This window comes from Actinomyces massiliensis 4401292 (assembly GCF_000269805.1).
Classification (GTDB): Bacteria; Actinomycetota; Actinomycetes; order Actinomycetales; family Actinomycetaceae; genus Actinomyces; species Actinomyces massiliensis.
Genome location: NZ_JH711481.1, coordinates 1,162,407 through 1,177,707, shown reverse-complemented (window position 1 = coordinate 1,177,707; position 15,301 = coordinate 1,162,407). Strand labels below are relative to the sequence as shown.

The following is a 15,301-nucleotide window of genomic DNA, read 5'->3' as shown; positions in this document are numbered from 1 at the left end:
AGGGCCCTCTCAGAGCGCGGCCTCCCGCTCCCGGTGCACGGCGACGACGAGCTTGAGGCGGGAGGCCGCCCCGTACTTCCTCATGAGGTGGGAGACGTGGGTCTTGACGGTGGACTCGGCGACGACGAGGCGCTGCGCGATCTCCGCATTGGAGTAGCCCTCGCACAGCTGGGCGAGAACCTCCTGCTCGGCCTCGGTCAGGTCGGGGCGGGTGCCCTGGCGAGCGGGACGCAGATGGCGGGCCACCAACCGGGATGCGGTGGCCGGGGAGATGGTGGTGCCGCCATCGGCCGCGGCGAGGACGGCCCGCACGATCTCCTCGGGGGCCGAGTCCTTGAGGAGGAAGCCATTGGCCGACTGCGACAGGGCGGCGAGCATGGCCTCGTCGTCATCGAAGGAGGTCAGGACGACGACGGCGATCCCCGGATGCTCGGCCCGGACGCGGCTCAGGAGCTCCAGCCCGTCCATGCCGGGCATGCGCACATCGGTGAGCAGGACGTCGACGGGCACCCTCCGCAGAAAGGCGAGAGCATCCCGGCCGCGGTCGAAGGCGGAGGCGACCTCGATCCGCTCCGAGGAGGCCAGGTAGTTGCGCAGAGCGGTCAGGACGAAGGAGTCGTCGTCGACGAGCGCGACCCGGACCGCCGACGACGGGGATCCGGGCGGGTTCGTGGGAGCCATGGCAGGATGCTAACCATTGAGAGGCAGGGGGTGGTCATGAGACTCGGGGCAGGACCGACCGGGGCGGCGGAGGGCGCGGGGCTCGCAGTGGGCGCGGTGGGCCCAGGACCCGCAACAGACGCAAGGCCCGCAGCGGCCCCAGCAGGCCCAGGACCCGCAGCAGGCGCAAGACCCGCAGCAGGCGCAAGACCCGCAACGGGCCCAGAACCCGCGGCGAAACCAGCGGACCCAGGGCCCACAGTGGGCGCAACGAACCCAGGACCCGCGGCAGACGCAGCGAGCACCACCGGACTGCTGGCCCGCACGCGATTCTCCACCTGGACGCCCGGGTGGCGCACCCACCTGCTGGGCCTGGCCTGCGCCGGCCTGCTCACCCTGATCTCCGTCGTGGCTCTCGAGCCCTTCGAGGCCACCGATGCGTACATCGTCGTGGTCAGCGGCATCGGGATCGCGATGCTCTCGGTGTGGCCGCTGGGGGCCAGCGCGATCAGTCTCCTGACCTCCTGCATCTTCCTCCTGGCACTCGACCACGGCGCCTATCTCAGCCCGGTCCTTCCGGCCATGGGGCCCTGGCTGTGCACCGCGGTGCTCCTGACTCGCGGCTTCAGCAGGGTCGGCGCCTACGGCCTGCTGGCCGCGAACGTCGTGGCGACTTTCGTCTTCTTCCTGTTGAGCCCACCGAACGAGTTCGCGGTGTGGCAGGGGTACCTCCCCGTCCTGTTCATGGGAGCCACCTGCCTCGTCGTCGCCGAGCTCCTGCGTCAGCCGCGGATGCAGGTCGACGCGGCGGCCGCCCAGTACCGGGCGGACCTGGAGCGCCAGCGCCTCCTCGTCATCTCCGAGCTGCACGACACGGTGGTGCGCGATCTCACCCAGGCGGTCATGACCGCCGAGCAGGCCCGGCTCGTCCGACCCGACGCCGCACTCGCCGGCGATCTGCGCGCGCTCACCGCCTCCGTGCGCACCGCCGTCGAGCAGCTGCGGAACAGCCTGCGGACCCTGAGCGACGCCGGGGGTGGAGTCGGCATGGACGTCCTGGCCTCCTCCGCCCCACGACCCCTGAGCGAGGTCGTCGCCGAGGCGCGCGTCGTTCTGGCGTCCCGCCGGGTCACCCTGGAGACCGAGGGGCTGGACGCACTGGAGTCGGCCGCCGTACCGCCTGGAGTGCGCCAGCAGCTGGTACGGGTGCTCGGCGAGCTGGTGAGCAATATGGTCAAGCACGCAGCGCCCGGCAGTGCACGGCTCCTCATCGAGGCCGATGGCCGGAGCCTGGAGGCCATGGCCTCCAACGCCTCCGGGCCGGGGCATCGGGATGAACGGCGCGGTGAGTGGCAGGGGCGCAGCGCCGTGATCTCGTCCGGGCTCGGCCTGGCGGGCGCGCAGCGACGGGTGGAGGCCTTGAGCGGAAGCTTCGACGTCACTCGTACGACCGAGCGATTCACCGCGGTCCTGTCCGTACCGCTCAGGGCCGCCGCCCCAGGATGAGGCTCATGGCCTCGCTGCGGGTGGCGGCGTTGCGAACGCCCGGGATCACGCCGGACTTTATTGCGTATGGATAAAACGGGATAAGACTTCTAACCTCGTCCCGTGGACAACATCAACAACCCGTACACACCCAATGCGGGAGCGACCCCCGAGGCTTTCATCGGGCGTGACGGACAGACCGAGGCCTTCTCGGTGCTGCTCGAACGCCTCAAGAGGGGACGCACTGAGCAATCCATGATCATCACGGGTCTTCGCGGTGTCGGCAAGACCGTTCTGCTCAACAAGTTCGCCGAACTGGCGGAGCGGATCGGATGGGAGGTCGTCGAGCTGGAGGCCTCCAAACATGATGAGACCGCCTTCCGCCAGTCGATTTTCTCCAAGTTCCGCGCCGCACTCCTGCACCTGTCCCCCGGCGTCGTTGGAGTAAGAGAGCTCGTCACGCGGCCGAGGTTCTGAGCTCCTTCGTCCTGTCCGTCGACCGGGAGGGTACCTTCTCCGTCACATGGGACGTCGCCCCATCGGAAGGGTATGCCGACCACGGCGACCTGGGGCTGGACCTCACGGACGTCTTCCTCGCCGTCGGCGAGGTGGCCAAGGAGAGGACTACCGGCATCGTAGTCCTCATCGACGAGGTCCAGTTCCTGACGACGACACAACTCGAGTCCTTGATCCAGGCAGTGCACAAATCAGTTCAGAAGAGGCTTCCCATCACCTTCGTCGGAGCCGGACTCCCCCAGATCGCCGAACTAGCCGGTGACGCCAAGTCCTATGCCGAACGGCTCTTCAAGTTCCCGCGCATCGACTCACTCGCGCCCGAGGATGCCTGTCGCGCCATCATCGAGCCCGCCCAAGCCGAGGGCGCAACCTTCACCGAAGCCGCCGCGGACCTCGCAGTGAGCATCACGCACGGGTACCCGTACTTCCTTCAAGAACTCGGCTACCAGGCCTGGATCATCGCCAGGGACAACCTCATCGACAGCGACGACGTCGGTGCCGCACGCGAGGCCTACGAGGCGAAGCTGGACAGTTCGTTCTTCAGAGTCCGACGCGACCGCGCCACACCATTGCAGACGGCGTACATGCGCGCGATGGCGGAACTCGGATCCGAGCCCCAGAAAGCCGCCGACGTCGCCGCCCGCATGGGCCGGGAATCGTCCCAAGTGGCACCAATCCGCTCGCAACTGATCGACATGGGGCTCCTGTACACGCCTCAGCACGGATACGCGGCCTTCACCGTGCCGGACTTCGACACGTTCATGCTCCGCGCGGTACCAGAGCTGGATGTTCCGGAGATTCACCGCCGGCGTCGGCGCCGCTGAAGCGAGGTGCGGCGGCGCCGACGCCGCCGCTCAGGTTCACCGGTCCATGGACCGTGGTGACGGGCGACTCGGCGGTCAGTCCGGCTCGGTCGGCCCAATGCCGAGCGATTCACCGCGGTCCTGTCCGTACCGCTCAGGGCCGCCGCCCCAGGATGAGGCTCATGGCCTCGCTGCGGGTGGCGGCGTTGCGCATAATGCCGCGCACCGCGCTCGTCACGGTGTTCGCACCGGGCTTGTGCACGCCGCGCATCGACATGCACAGGTGCTCGGCCTCCACCACGACGAGCACTCCCACGCAGCCCAGGCGCTCGACCATCGCATCGGCCACCTGCGCCGTCAGCCGTTCCTGGACCTGGGGGCGCCGGGCGTAGCCGTCCACGAGTCGCGCCACCTTGCTCAGCCCCGTCACCCGTCCGTCCTCGCCCGGGATGTAGGCGACGTGCGCGGACCCGTGAAAGGGCAGGAGATGATGCTCGCACACCGAGTACAGGGGGATGTCCCGCACGAGCACCATCTCGGAGTGCCCGAGGTCGAAGTTCCTCTCGACATGCGCGCCGGGATCCTCGCCGAGCCCGGAGAACATCTCCGCGTAGGCGCGGGCCATCCGCTCCGGCGTCTCGCGCAGGCCCTCGCGGTCGGGATCCTCCCCCACGGCGACCAGCAGATCGCGCACAGCCCGGCGCACGGCATCGGCGTCGTAGGTCACGACTCGGCGTCCCCCGCGGCATCATCCCGGTCCTCGGAGCCCCCTGCATCGTCGGACCCCTCGGAGCCCCCGTCACCGGCCGAGTCCCCGGAGCCATCCCGGTCCTCGGAGCCCCCTGCATCGTCGGACCCCTCGGAGCCCCCGTCACCGGCCGAGTCCCCGGAGCCATCCCGGTCCTCGGAGCCCCTGTCGCGGGCGTTGTCGTCGTCGACACCGTTGCCGCCGGTCACGACCTGGCCCCCAGCATCATCCGCGCCGTCGGAGCTACCGGCACCGCCGCCCTCGGCGGAGTTCCGCTCCTCGTCGCCTTCCCGCTCCTCGCCGTTCCGGGAGAACGCCTTGGCAGCTGCGGGGAAGTCGGAGGCGGCCACGGCCTCCTCCACCACCAGGGTGTCGTCGGCCCGCCACAGCGGACGCTCGGGCTGCTTGATGACAGGGGCGAAGATGCGCTCGAGGTCCTTCTCCAGCAGCGTCTCCTTCTCCAGCAGCTGGCTGGCCAGGTCCTCCAGGACGGCGTGGTTGCGGGTCAGGATCTCCCATGCCTCGCGGTGGGCGGCGTCCATGAGAGCGCGCACCTCGGCATCAACGGTCGCGGCGACGTCCTCGGAGAAGTCGCGGCTGGTGGCGGACAACCCCAGGACCGTCTCATTCTCGGTGGTCCCGAGCTTGACAGCGCCGACCGTGCGGGTCATGCCGAAGTCGGTCACCATCTTGCGGGCGGTGCCCGTGGCCTTCTCGATGTCGTTGGAGGCGCCGGTAGTGGGGTCGCGGAAGACGAGCTCTTCGGCGGCTCGCCCGCCCATGGCGTAGACGAGCTGATCGAGCAGCTCGTTGCGGGTCGTGGAGTACTTGTCGTCACTGGGCATGACCATGGTGTAGCCCAGGGCCTTCCCTCGCGGCAGGATCGTCACCTTGGTGACCGGGTCCGAGTAGGCCCCGGCGGCGGCGCACAGGGCGTGACCGGCCTCGTGGTAGGCGGTGACGGCCTTCTCGTGGTCGTTCATGACCCGGGTGCGCTTCTGGGGGCCGGCGATGACGCGGTCGATGGCCTCGTCCAGGGCGCGGTTGTCGATGAGCTGGGCGTTGGAACGAGCGGTGAGCAGTGCGGCCTCGTTGAGGACATTGGCCAGGTCCGCACCGGTGAAGCCCGGTGTGCGCTTGGCGACCAGGTCGAGGTCGACGTCGCGGGTCATGGGCTTGCCCTTGGCGTGCACGCGCAGGATGGCGGAGCGGCCCGCCATATCGGGGGCCTCGACGCTCACCTGCCGGTCGAAGCGCCCGGGGCGCAGCAGCGCCGGGTCGAGCACATCGGGGCGGTTGGTGGCGGCGATGAGAATGACGTTGGTGTTGGCGTCGAAGCCGTCCATCTCGACCAGCAGCTGGTTGAGAGTCTGCTCGCGCTCGTCGTGACCCCCGCCCATGCCGGAACCGCGGTGACGCCCGACGGCGTCGATCTCATCGACGAAGATGATGGCGGGGGCATTCTCCTTGGCCTGCTCGAACAGGTCGCGCACGCGCGAAGCACCCACGCCAACGAACATCTCGACGAACTCCGAGCCGGACATGGAGAAGAAGGGCACGCCCGCCTCTCCGGCCACCGCCCGGGCCAGCAGCGTCTTGCCGGTTCCGGGCGGACCGTACAGCAGGACGCCCTTGGGGATCTTGGCGCCCACGGCCTGGAACTTCTCGGGCTCGGAAAGGAACTCGCGGATCTCCTCGAGCTCCTCGACGGCTTCGTCCTCTCCGGCGACGTCGTCGAAGGTGACGTCGGGCATCTCCTTCTGCCCCACCTTCGCCTTGGACCGGCCGAAGCCCATGGCCCCGCCGCGGCCGCCGCTCATGCGCCCGACCAGCCACCACATGACTCCCAGGAAGAGCGCCATCGGAAGCATCAGCTGGAGCATGGAGGACCACCAGCTCGCCGTCGGGACGACCGAGTTGAAGCCGCCCGACGGGGCGGCCGCCTGGACCAGCTCGTCAACCTGGACCGACTGGGCCTCGGTGTAGTTGAACTGGACCTTCTTGCCCACCGGCTTGCCGGTCTCCCCGGGCTCGGAGGGCACCGTGGTGTAGCTCTCGGTCAGCTCGAGCTCGACGCGCTGATTCCCGTCGATCACCGTGACGGACTTGACGGTCCCGGCCTGGTCCCTGAGGATCGCCAGACCCTCTGAGGTATCGATGCTGTGGTATCCGCCCAGCCCCGACACCAGTGCCCAGACGAGCAGCGCGATCAGGATAATGGGCGCAACCCATAGCAGGGGGCTGCCGAGCGGGCTGCGGCGCTTCTTATCCCCCTGCTTGGAGCCGCCCTTGTCACCCTTCTTCTCGGGTCGGTTGTTCGGGCGGTTCTGTCCGGTCTGACCGGGTACTTTCATCGGCGTTGGTCCCTTCGCGCGTCCGATTCCCCGACGTTAGCCGACAAGGACCGCTTTCTGCCGCGAGGACGGTCACCGTTCGCGGCAGGCGTGCAGGTCCGAGGCGGATACCGGTCAGGCCTTGTGCTCGCCGGAGCGACGCCGCACCCTCAGCAGCGCTCCGATTCCCAGGAGGGCGGTTGCGACCAGGGCAGCCACTCCGCCGACTCCGCCGGTGGAGGCCAGCAGTCCGTCACGACGGTGCGAGGGCGGGTCCGCCACGACAATGACGTCCTTGGACTCCGTGGACGCGGACTCCCCGGGAACGCTGTCCTCGATTGCGATGGTGGCGTCGTCCGAACTCGGCCCCGGCGCTGCAGGCGCCTCGTTCTGATGGGGCGCCGGGTTCGCCGGCGCGGGCTCGGAGGCCTCGACACCCGGCTCGGACGTTCCAGGAGCCGGAGTCTCCGGCAGGCTCGACGCCGGAGCGGCCTGCCAGGAGGGGCGGGCGACCAGCGAGAGGTCCTGCTTGAGCGCGCTCGACAACGACTCGACGACCACGCCCGTCCCGGAGTCCGACGCGTGGGCGATCATGCCGCCGCCCAGGTAGATCGCCGAGTGGTAGACGTTCGCGAAGTAGTCGCCGGTGGTGCCCGCGCCCCCCGGGGACTGCTTGGAGAAGAAGAGGATGTCTCCGCGCTGGTACTCGTCATCCGTGTTGAGCCACAGGTCGCCGTGAGTGTAGAACCAGCGCGCGAGAGCATGGGACTGCCCCAGCTCCGAGCCGGCGGTCTGGCCGAAATCGACCCATGAACCGACGCGCGTGTTCTCATCGGCGACGTAGGTGGTGTGCGAGTAGTCCCAGCCCATGAGGGTCATGCCCACGAAGGAGGCGTCCGTGATCGGATAGGGGGCCGTCTGGGAGGAGTGAACCACCCCACTGCTGGTCAGCGGGGAGGGGCGGACGTCGTCCTGGATGAGACCGGCGCCCGCGTTGACGAAGCTCTGCGCCCGGGTGATCTCGTCCTCGACGGCCGTCGCATCGGAGCGGGTGCTGGGATGCTCATCGAAGCCGGTCGGCACGGCCCACTGGCCGTCGGCCGTGGGCACCGCGATGTTGCCGCGGATGCCCGAGACGTTCGAGCTCTGAACGGAGTACGTCATTCCGGCCCCGTCATCCGCGCGGACGTGACCGCTCGTGCTCGCCGTCTGCCCCAGTCCGGGGGCGGCCATGAGCTCGTCGACGGTGGCGAACTGAGAGGCGGTAGCACTGGGCGTGACGACCACGGGCTGCGCCACTGCCGTACTGGTCTCCTGAGCCGCGGCCGGGGCGCCGCTGAGCGTCAGAACCAGAGCCAGGGCTGTCAGCCCAGTGGCGGCGGGAACATGACGAGTGATCACAACAGTTCTTCTCTTCAACACAAAGGACGGCGGACGCCAGGGCGAGACTACCGTGCGTGCGGGATATGGGGTTGCACGCAATACTAGTCTACCGCAGATCACGAAACGATAACGAGTTGGGCGCGATCCTCAGAGCGGCGCTGAAGGGGCGGCGCTGAAGAGCGGCATTGATGCGCCTCCGCCATACCGGCGGCACGCGGACGGCTGGGACGGCGGCGGCATCGACGCAGCGCCCTGGCCTCATGAAAAGCCCTGAGAACCTCAGAAAAGCGCCTGCTCCTCGACCCGACTGCGCCACAGCATGAGCAGACCGAGGGCCAGGAGGGTCAGTGCCGCCAGGACGAGTGCTGCACCCGCGCCGGTGAAGGCCAGCAGACCACCGATGGTGCGGGTCGACGAGTCCTGAGCGACGACGGCGGAGCTGGCCGACGCATCGGACTGGGAGCCCTCATCCTCCCAGGACGAATCGCTCGTGTAGCCCGGATCCGATCCGTAGGTCCTGGACGAGGAGGTCGGGGCGCTCCCCGACGACGGCGAGCCCGAAGACGAAGACGTGGGCGCGGGGGTCTCCTCCGGATCGGCCTCGCTCGATGATGACGACTCGGGCGTCTCCTCCGAAGCCGACGGCATGTCGGACGGCGCCGCGGGAGCCTCCTCCGCCGGCGGTGCCGGGCTCGATGTCTGATCGGGCTCGGGGAGCTCGGGCTGCTCGGGAGGAGAAGGCGTCTCGTCGCCGGGATCCACCGTCTCGTCATCAGGAGCCAGCCCCTCGGGGCGGGCCTCCCCGCTCCCGTCGTCATTGGAAGGGTCGAACTCCAGGGCGAAGGAGGACGTGGGAAGCGTTCCGAGGCCATGCCCCGCCTGCCCTGCCTGCCCCGCCGCAGAAGCCTGCGCCGGCTGTACTGGCTGCACCGGCTCGGAGGCCACGACCTGGGAGGAATCAGCGGAATCAGATGCGGTCTGAACCGGCTCGGAAGCGGCGCCTCGAGTGTCGTCGGCGACATCGGCGGCAAATGCCTGCTCGGGTGCAGCCACGAGCGCGAGAGCAGCGAGAACCGCAGCGAGGGAAGCGAAATGACGGATCATAAGGCCTCTCCTTTGCGGTCGTGGTTGCTGCGAAAAGCAGTGGAAGAACTGGAAGGTAGGTAGAGAAGGTAGAGCTGGTAGCAGTAGTAAACGGCGGCGGAGCATCGGGGAATCGGGGATGGGATGGGTGGTCGCCCTTATATCATGGCCGGGACGCCACGACGGGACCACATGCTGCAGTACTGTACCCGAGGTTGCAAGAACATCACAGTGCAGTTCGCCTCAGGTTCGCCTCACGCCGTCTGGAGCGTCCAGCGCCGGCCGGGCTGCCCCGCCCTGCCAATCGCGGTGGCTTAGAACCAGGCATCAAGATCGGTCAGCGGCCCACAACGGCGGAATCACGCGGACCCTTATCCCGTCAGCAACAGTCCTAGACCGCCGCGGCGGACAGCCTCAAGGCCCGGCGGACTCAGGAGGCGGCGACGACCGGCTGTCCCTCGCTCGGCTGGACGACGACGAAGCCCGGGCCGTGGAAGCCCAGCTGGAAGGACTCCCCCGAGCCCCGGCCGATGAGAGAGCCCATCTTGAAGGTGCTCTTGACCTGCGGCTGAAGGTTCGCGGACCAGCAGACCGCGGCCTGAGGGTCGACGAAGGTGGGCTGCTGGGAGCAGTCGAGGAGCATCGGCGGGCCGTCGGAGGAGACGGCGACCACCCCCTGCCCCTGGACGAGGAGGTTGAACAGCCCGCCCGCGAGGATCCCGGCGTTGCCGATGAGGCGGATGTCGTAGCCGAGGTTGGCGTCGAAGGCGAGCAGAGAGCGCGTGTTCACGGTGATGGCGTCGCCCTCGAGCTGGAGGAGGAAGACGTTGTGCGCGGCGCGGGCGAAGAAGACCTCACCCTGGCCGGTCACGCGCATGAGGTTGCCTCCCTCCCCGGACACGGCCTTCTTGAGCATGCCGCTGAGGTTCTTCGAGCCCTGGTAGGAGAAGTCCATGGCGCCCTGGTAGGCAACCATGGCGCCTTGAGCGGCGAGCACCTCGGGGCCCAGAGCGACGCGAAGCATCTTGTCCGACTGGAGCGTCCAGCGCTGGCCGGTCTCCTGCTCGCGGTGGTTCTGGTCGAAGATGGGGCTGCGCATAAGGGGCTCCAATTCACTGTTTCACTGTCACTGTGATGGAATCTTCAGAAATGGAATCTTCCATGCACAGAGTATCGGAGGGAACGGCGTCACGTCTTGGGCAGCAGTACCCACAGCACTCACGCCCTCGCCCGGCGATCCCGGCGATCTTGAGCCCCGGAGAGGAACGGCCGCCGCAGGCGGGTCCCGCCCCCCCCCGGACCGATCTCGGTGCGGAGTACGACCGATCTCGACGCGGAAGCGGACCGATCTCGACGCAAGGGCCTCGACCGACTCGGCGGGCTCAGCCCCCGTACACCTCGGGGCGCAGCGTTCCGATGAAGGAGAGGTTCCGGTACTCCTCGGCATAATCCAGCCCGTAGCCCACAACGAATTCGGTGGGGATGTCGAAGCCGACGTACTTGACGTCCACCTCCACCTTGGCCGCTTCCGGTTTGCGCAGGAGCGCCGCGATCTCAACACTGGCGGCCCCTCGGCTCGACAGATTGCCCACCAGCCACGACAGCGTCAGTCCGGAGTCGATAATGTCCTCCACAATGAGGACATGACGACCGGTCAGGTCGGTGTCGAGATCCTTCAGGATGCGCACCACGCCACTGGACTTGGTTCCAGACCCGTAGGAGGACACGGCCATCCAGTCCATGGGCGCACTGCGGTGCAGACGCCGTGAGAGATCGGCCATGACGTAGACCGCTCCCTTGAGCACGCCGACCAGCAGCAGGTCCCGCCCCTCGTAGTCGGCATCGATCCGGGCGGCCATCTCATCAAGGCGTTGAGCGATCTGCTCCTCGGTGATGAGGACCTGCGCGAGGTCGGGTCCCATGTCCGCGGCGTCCATGTGCGCTCCTCAATGTGCGTAAGCGGTCGTAAGCGGTGCTAAGCGGTTGCCGGCACCGCCAAGCCTGCCATAACGCGACCGCCCTCGCCCTTCACGGTCAGATCACAGTCCGAGGCGCTCGATCCACTGATCGGGCCGGGCGAGCTCACCCGGCCGGGGCAGATGATCCGGCGCGGCCCACACCGCATTGAGTCCCGCATGGCCCACCCGCGCCACGACCGCGCGCACGAAGGCCGCGCCGTCGGCGTACTGGGCCTCCTTGGCTTCCATGCCGATCATATGGTGCAGCAGCGACCCCGAGCCCGACCCGGGCCCGACGCCGCCGGCATCACCGGCATCGCGGCGCGTGCGGGCCAGCACGGCGCGCAACCGGTGGACCGAGGGCATACGGCTGGGATCGACGGCGTCGAGGACCGCTTCCGCATGCCCCTCCAGCAGCGTCAGGAGCGCGACGACGCGCGCCAGCGCGGCCCGCTCGGACGGTTCGAGGAGACCGCCGAGCAGGAGGGCGGCCGGTTCGGACGGGCGCCCATCCGCGCTCCGCGCACGTGCGGCGGCCCGGGCGAGTCGGGCGCACCGCTCCGCCCTGCCGGAAGCCGTGCGCCGGCTCGCGTCAACGAGTCCGCGCACGACCGCGCCCAGTTGAGCGACAAGGTGCTCGGCCAGCCACGGCGCGGCGCTCAGCTGGATCAGATGCGTGGCCTCGTGGAGCGTGATCCAGGCGGGCAGGTCGAGGACATCGAGGTCGAGCCGCTGCCGGATCGCCAGAACGTTGGGCGCCACCAGGAGCAGCCGGGCGCCGGGTCGGGTGCCGGCGGAGGCTCCGAGCGGGGGCAGGACCTGGCCGAGGAGCCGGGTGGACATGTATCCCAGGACGGCGCCGACGTGGGCGGTGGCGAGTGCACGCGTGCCGCGACCGACGTCGGGAGCGGCGATACCCCTATCCCCCATATTCCTCATGAGCCCGCGCAGCCAGGCCGCTGAGGCGGTCATGAGGCCCGTGCGGTCCACCACCAGGACCTCGGCCGTCGCGGCCGCGTGCCGGGCGGCATCGGGCAGACCGGTGATACGGCCGGCCCAGGGCGTAGCGCCGACGATGCTGCGGTGCAGCAGGGCGACGGTCGCGCGGCGGGTTGCCGTGGGCACACGCGGACCCGCGGGAACGGCGAGGCGCGCCAGGCGCACGGCGGCGTCCCAGTCGACGAGGTCGGCGGCGGTCGGCGCGGAAGCGGTACTCGGGCTCACCCGCCTATTGTCCCCGCTGATCATCCTGTAACCATCTCGGCCGCCTCGGCTATGTCGGCTGTTTCTGCTGTCTCAGCTCGACTGTCTCGGCTCGGCCGCCTCAGCCGCTGCAGCCGCAGTCGGCCAGTGGAATCACGAAGTCGTTGTCGATCGCCGTGCGCGCCGAGGTCAGACCACCGTCCTCGAAGTCGTCGACGATCACCGCGAAGGCCAGCTGCCGCCCATCCTTGGTCACGACCGTCCCCGTCAAGGATGCGGTGGTGCCCAGGGACCCGGTCTTGGCGCGCACGGTCCCCGCGCCCCCGACTCCCTCGAACCGATCCCCCAGCGTGCCGTCCAGCGCCCCCACGGGCAGGTCGGTGAGCAGCGTCCGCCCGACGGTGCCGCCGTCGGCGCCCGCGGATCGGGCGATGATCTGCGCCAGGAGCCGGCTGGAGACCTTGTCCCCCAGCGCCAATCCCGAGCAGTCGAGCATGGTGACGCCGGTGGTGTCGAAACCGTCGGTCCCCAGCTGGGCGAGCACGGCCCCGGTGGCCCCCTCGAAGGTGGCCTCCCGGTGCGCGTCGATGGCGACCAGGCGCCCCTCGACCTCGGTCATGGTGTTGTCGGAGGTCTTCAGGGATACGGATAGGACATCGGCCAGGGGCGCGGACTCGACGGAGGCGAGCTCGGAGGCGTCCGAGGAGGCGGCGCCCCGTGTGACGTCGCCCGTCACCGCGACGCCCGCGGCCGTGAGCTGGTCGGAGAAGGCCTTCGCGGCCTCCATCGCGGGGTCGCTCGGATAGGCGCCGCTGTGGGAGTGGGCGGTGACGTCGAGCATGATCGGCTGGATCGGGGCGACCCAGGCCTGATTGCCGTCCTCCCAACTGCTGTTCCAGCTGGGGCCGGTGAACAGGGTGTCGTCCAGGGCGACGCTGACGCTGGTGACGCCCTTGTCCTTCAGGGCCTCGGCGGTGCTGCGGGCGAGGTCGCCCAGGCCCGCGTGCCCCACGGTGGCGCTCGGATCTCCGGCGTCGGCCGCCAGCAGCACATCCCCGCCGCCGACCAGTGTGACGGTTCCTCCCGACACGACCGCCTTGGTCGTCAGCGTGTGATCGGGGCCGAGCGCCGACAGCGCCGCCCAGGCGGTGAGGACCTTGTTGGACGATGCCGGCGTGAGCGCGCTCCCCCCGTTGACGTCGAGCAGGGTCTCGCCGGTGGCGACGTCGATCACGGTGGTGGCGGTCGTGCCCTTGCCGACCATGGGATCCGAGGCCAGCGTGGAGGCCATGGAGTTCAGCGCCGCGGCCGTGGGGGCCGGCGCATCGGCATCGAGCCCCGACGGCGTCCCCGACTCCTCCGCCGGCGGCGACGGCGTGGGGTAGGGCTGCGGACGATAGGAGCTGGAGGCCGCGCTCAGCGGCCCCGGAACGAGGTCGAGGGAGTCGGCGAGCCCGTAGTAGGCACTCGCGACGGCGAGCGTGGCGACAGTGAGCGCCGCGATCTGAGCCTTGCGCACATCTCCTCCAATGGGTTGGCCCACAGGTCGGACGGCCCCACGGATGCGACCGGGACCCCGCCGCGGGGAACCGGGCCGTAGGATGTCCCGCAGGAGCGCCGTCGTAGGCCACACTAGTGCCACTGGGACGGCTGAAGCCGATACTACTGTAAGGAGAGACCCGTGGAGTTCGACGTCACGATCGAGATCCCCAAGGGCAACCGCAACAAGTACGAGGTGGATCACGCCACGGGCCGCATCATGCTGGACCGCATGCTGTTCACCTCGACGCGATACCCGGATGACTATGGCTTCATCGACGGCACGCTCGGCGAGGACGGGGATCCGCTCGATGCGCTGGTGCTGCTGGAGGAGCCCACGTTCCCCGGCTGCCTCATCCGCTGTCGCGCCCTGGGCATGTTCCGCATGCGCGACGAGAAGGGCGGCGACGACAAGGTCCTGTGCGTCCCGTCCGCGGATCAGCGCGCCTCCTGGCGCACCGACATCGAGGACGTCTCCGAGTTCCACCGCTTGGAGATTCAGCACTTCTTCGAGGTCTACAAGGACCTCGAGCCCGGGAAGAGCGTGGAGGGCGCTCACTGGGTCGGCCGCGAGGAGGCCGAGGAGGAGATTCGGCGCTCCTACGAGCGCGAGGCCGAGCGGATCGCCCGCGAGAGCCCCGAGAGCCACTGACCGCGCCCGCCCCTGGCCGGCCCTGACCCTGGCCGGCCCTGACCGCGCCCGCGCACCCCTTCGCCGAGATCGGTCCGCTTCCGCATCGAGATCGGTCGTACTCCGGCTCGAGATCGGTCCATCTCCGCCGCGAGATCGGTCCATCTCCGCACCGAGATCGGTCGCACTCCGGCTCGAGATCGGTCGAGTTTCCACGGGTCTGCTGCTCTCCGATGGTTCCGAGGTGCGGCATGTGGCTTTCGCTCTCGAGCTCGTCGTGCGCGCCTCGACGTCGGTTTGGTCAGGCTGAGCCGGACCGATCTCGAACCGGAAGCGGACCGATCTCGGTGCGGGGCGTGGCGGGTGATACCTGGCGGGTGTTGGTTGTCTTCGATGTTGCACATGGGAGGCTGGGGCCCCTGTAGGGCGGGGGCTGTTTTTTGTTGGAATGACGGGATCTTCCGGTGATAACTGTGTGTGGCGGTCGGGCTCCCATGTGCGGTCAGGGGGGTCTACGCACATGGGAACAGGACCGCGACCACTACTGATAGTGCTGTTCCGCATGATTCCGTGGTTCCCACCGACGCCGGATGCACGCGAGTGTGCAACACACCCGCCACCCCCTGTCCACGAGGGTCACGAGGACGCCGGCAGAGCCCCCCCGGCCGTCCAGCCCACACGACTCCCAACCCCGAAAACCACCACACCCCACACACGCACCCCGTCCCAGGCGCCCTGACACACCACAACCCCAACACAAAACCGGACCGATCTCGACGCGGAGAGCGACCGATCTCGAACCGGAAGCGGACCGATCTCGGCACGGGTTACGACCGATCTCGAGCCGGAGAGCAACCGATCTCGAACCGGAAGCGGACCGATCTCGGCACGGGTTACGACCGATCTCGAGCCGGAGAGCAACCGATCTCGACGCGGAACCGAACCGATCTCGGCGGAGT

Annotated in this window: 13 protein-coding genes; 4 read left to right on the top strand and 9 right to left on the bottom strand. The window is 68.9% G+C overall.

Annotated features, from left to right (window positions below):
• Window positions 1–9: 9 nt before the first annotated feature.
• A complete protein-coding gene (locus W5W_RS0105000) occupies window positions 10–681 on the bottom strand; it encodes a response regulator (protein WP_017194599.1) in 672 nt (223 codons plus the stop codon).
• A gap of 240 nt (window positions 682–921) precedes the next feature.
• Here W5W_RS0105000 and W5W_RS0104995 point away from each other — a divergent pair, with 240 nt between their 5' ends.
• From W5W_RS0104995 to W5W_RS16640, 3 genes are all read left to right on the top strand, one after another.
• The gene (locus W5W_RS0104995) at window positions 922–2,166 is read left to right on the top strand and encodes a sensor histidine kinase (protein WP_017194598.1); all 1,245 of its coding nucleotides are present in this window, start codon (window positions 922–924) and stop codon (window positions 2,164–2,166) included.
• 102 nt (window positions 2,167–2,268) lie between these two features.
• On the top strand, window positions 2,269–2,622 hold the full coding sequence (locus W5W_RS16645) for an ATP-binding protein (RefSeq protein ID WP_238533255.1): 354 nt from the start codon (window positions 2,269–2,271) through the stop codon (window positions 2,620–2,622).
• Between the two features lie 131 nt (window positions 2,623–2,753).
• Window positions 2,754–3,485, top strand: coding sequence for a hypothetical protein (locus tag W5W_RS16640; RefSeq protein WP_238533254.1), 732 nt, complete (start codon window positions 2,754–2,756; stop codon window positions 3,483–3,485).
• Window positions 3,486–3,618: 133 nt separating this feature from the next.
• On the opposite strand, the gene folE is transcribed toward W5W_RS16640, so the two are convergent.
• From folE to dacB, 8 genes are all read right to left on the bottom strand, one after another.
• Window positions 3,619–4,191 carry a GTP cyclohydrolase I FolE gene (gene folE, locus W5W_RS0104985; RefSeq protein WP_017194597.1) on the bottom strand — a complete coding sequence of 191 codons (573 nt, stop codon included), beginning with the start codon at window positions 4,189–4,191 and terminating at the stop codon, window positions 3,619–3,621.
• Complete coding sequence (gene ftsH, locus W5W_RS0104980; protein WP_017194596.1) at window positions 4,188–6,566, bottom strand: ATP-dependent zinc metalloprotease FtsH; 2,379 nt, start codon at window positions 6,564–6,566, stop codon at window positions 4,188–4,190. The genes folE and ftsH overlap by 4 nt, the downstream gene beginning before the upstream one ends.
• A gap of 114 nt (window positions 6,567–6,680) precedes the next feature.
• The gene (locus tag W5W_RS0104975) at window positions 6,681–7,946 is read right to left on the bottom strand and encodes a hypothetical protein (RefSeq protein ID WP_017194595.1); all 1,266 of its coding nucleotides are present in this window, start codon (window positions 7,944–7,946) and stop codon (window positions 6,681–6,683) included.
• Between the two features lie 261 nt (window positions 7,947–8,207).
• Entirely contained in the window at window positions 8,208–9,032 is an 825-nt protein-coding gene (locus W5W_RS0104970) for a hypothetical protein (RefSeq protein WP_008729895.1), read from the bottom strand.
• Window positions 9,033–9,441: 409 nt separating this feature from the next.
• Window positions 9,442–10,110: an AIM24 family protein gene (locus tag W5W_RS0104965; protein WP_008729906.1), complete on the bottom strand. Its 669-nt coding sequence runs from the start codon at window positions 10,108–10,110 to the stop codon at window positions 9,442–9,444.
• A gap of 283 nt (window positions 10,111–10,393) precedes the next feature.
• The gene (hpt, locus tag W5W_RS0104960; RefSeq protein WP_008729904.1) at window positions 10,394–10,948 is read right to left on the bottom strand and encodes a hypoxanthine phosphoribosyltransferase; all 555 of its coding nucleotides are present in this window, start codon (window positions 10,946–10,948) and stop codon (window positions 10,394–10,396) included.
• Between the two features lie 102 nt (window positions 10,949–11,050).
• The gene (locus W5W_RS0104955) at window positions 11,051–12,193 is read right to left on the bottom strand and encodes a zinc-dependent metalloprotease (RefSeq protein WP_017194594.1); all 1,143 of its coding nucleotides are present in this window, start codon (window positions 12,191–12,193) and stop codon (window positions 11,051–11,053) included.
• Between the two features lie 100 nt (window positions 12,194–12,293).
• Entirely contained in the window at window positions 12,294–13,691 is a 1,398-nt protein-coding gene (gene dacB, locus W5W_RS0104950; protein ID WP_017194593.1) for a D-alanyl-D-alanine carboxypeptidase/D-alanyl-D-alanine endopeptidase, read from the bottom strand.
• A 162-nt stretch (window positions 13,692–13,853) separates the two neighbouring features.
• Here dacB and W5W_RS0104945 point away from each other — a divergent pair, with 162 nt between their 5' ends.
• Entirely contained in the window at window positions 13,854–14,363 is a 510-nt protein-coding gene (locus tag W5W_RS0104945) for an inorganic diphosphatase (protein WP_008729901.1), read from the top strand.
• Window positions 14,364–15,301 lie beyond the last annotated feature (938 nt).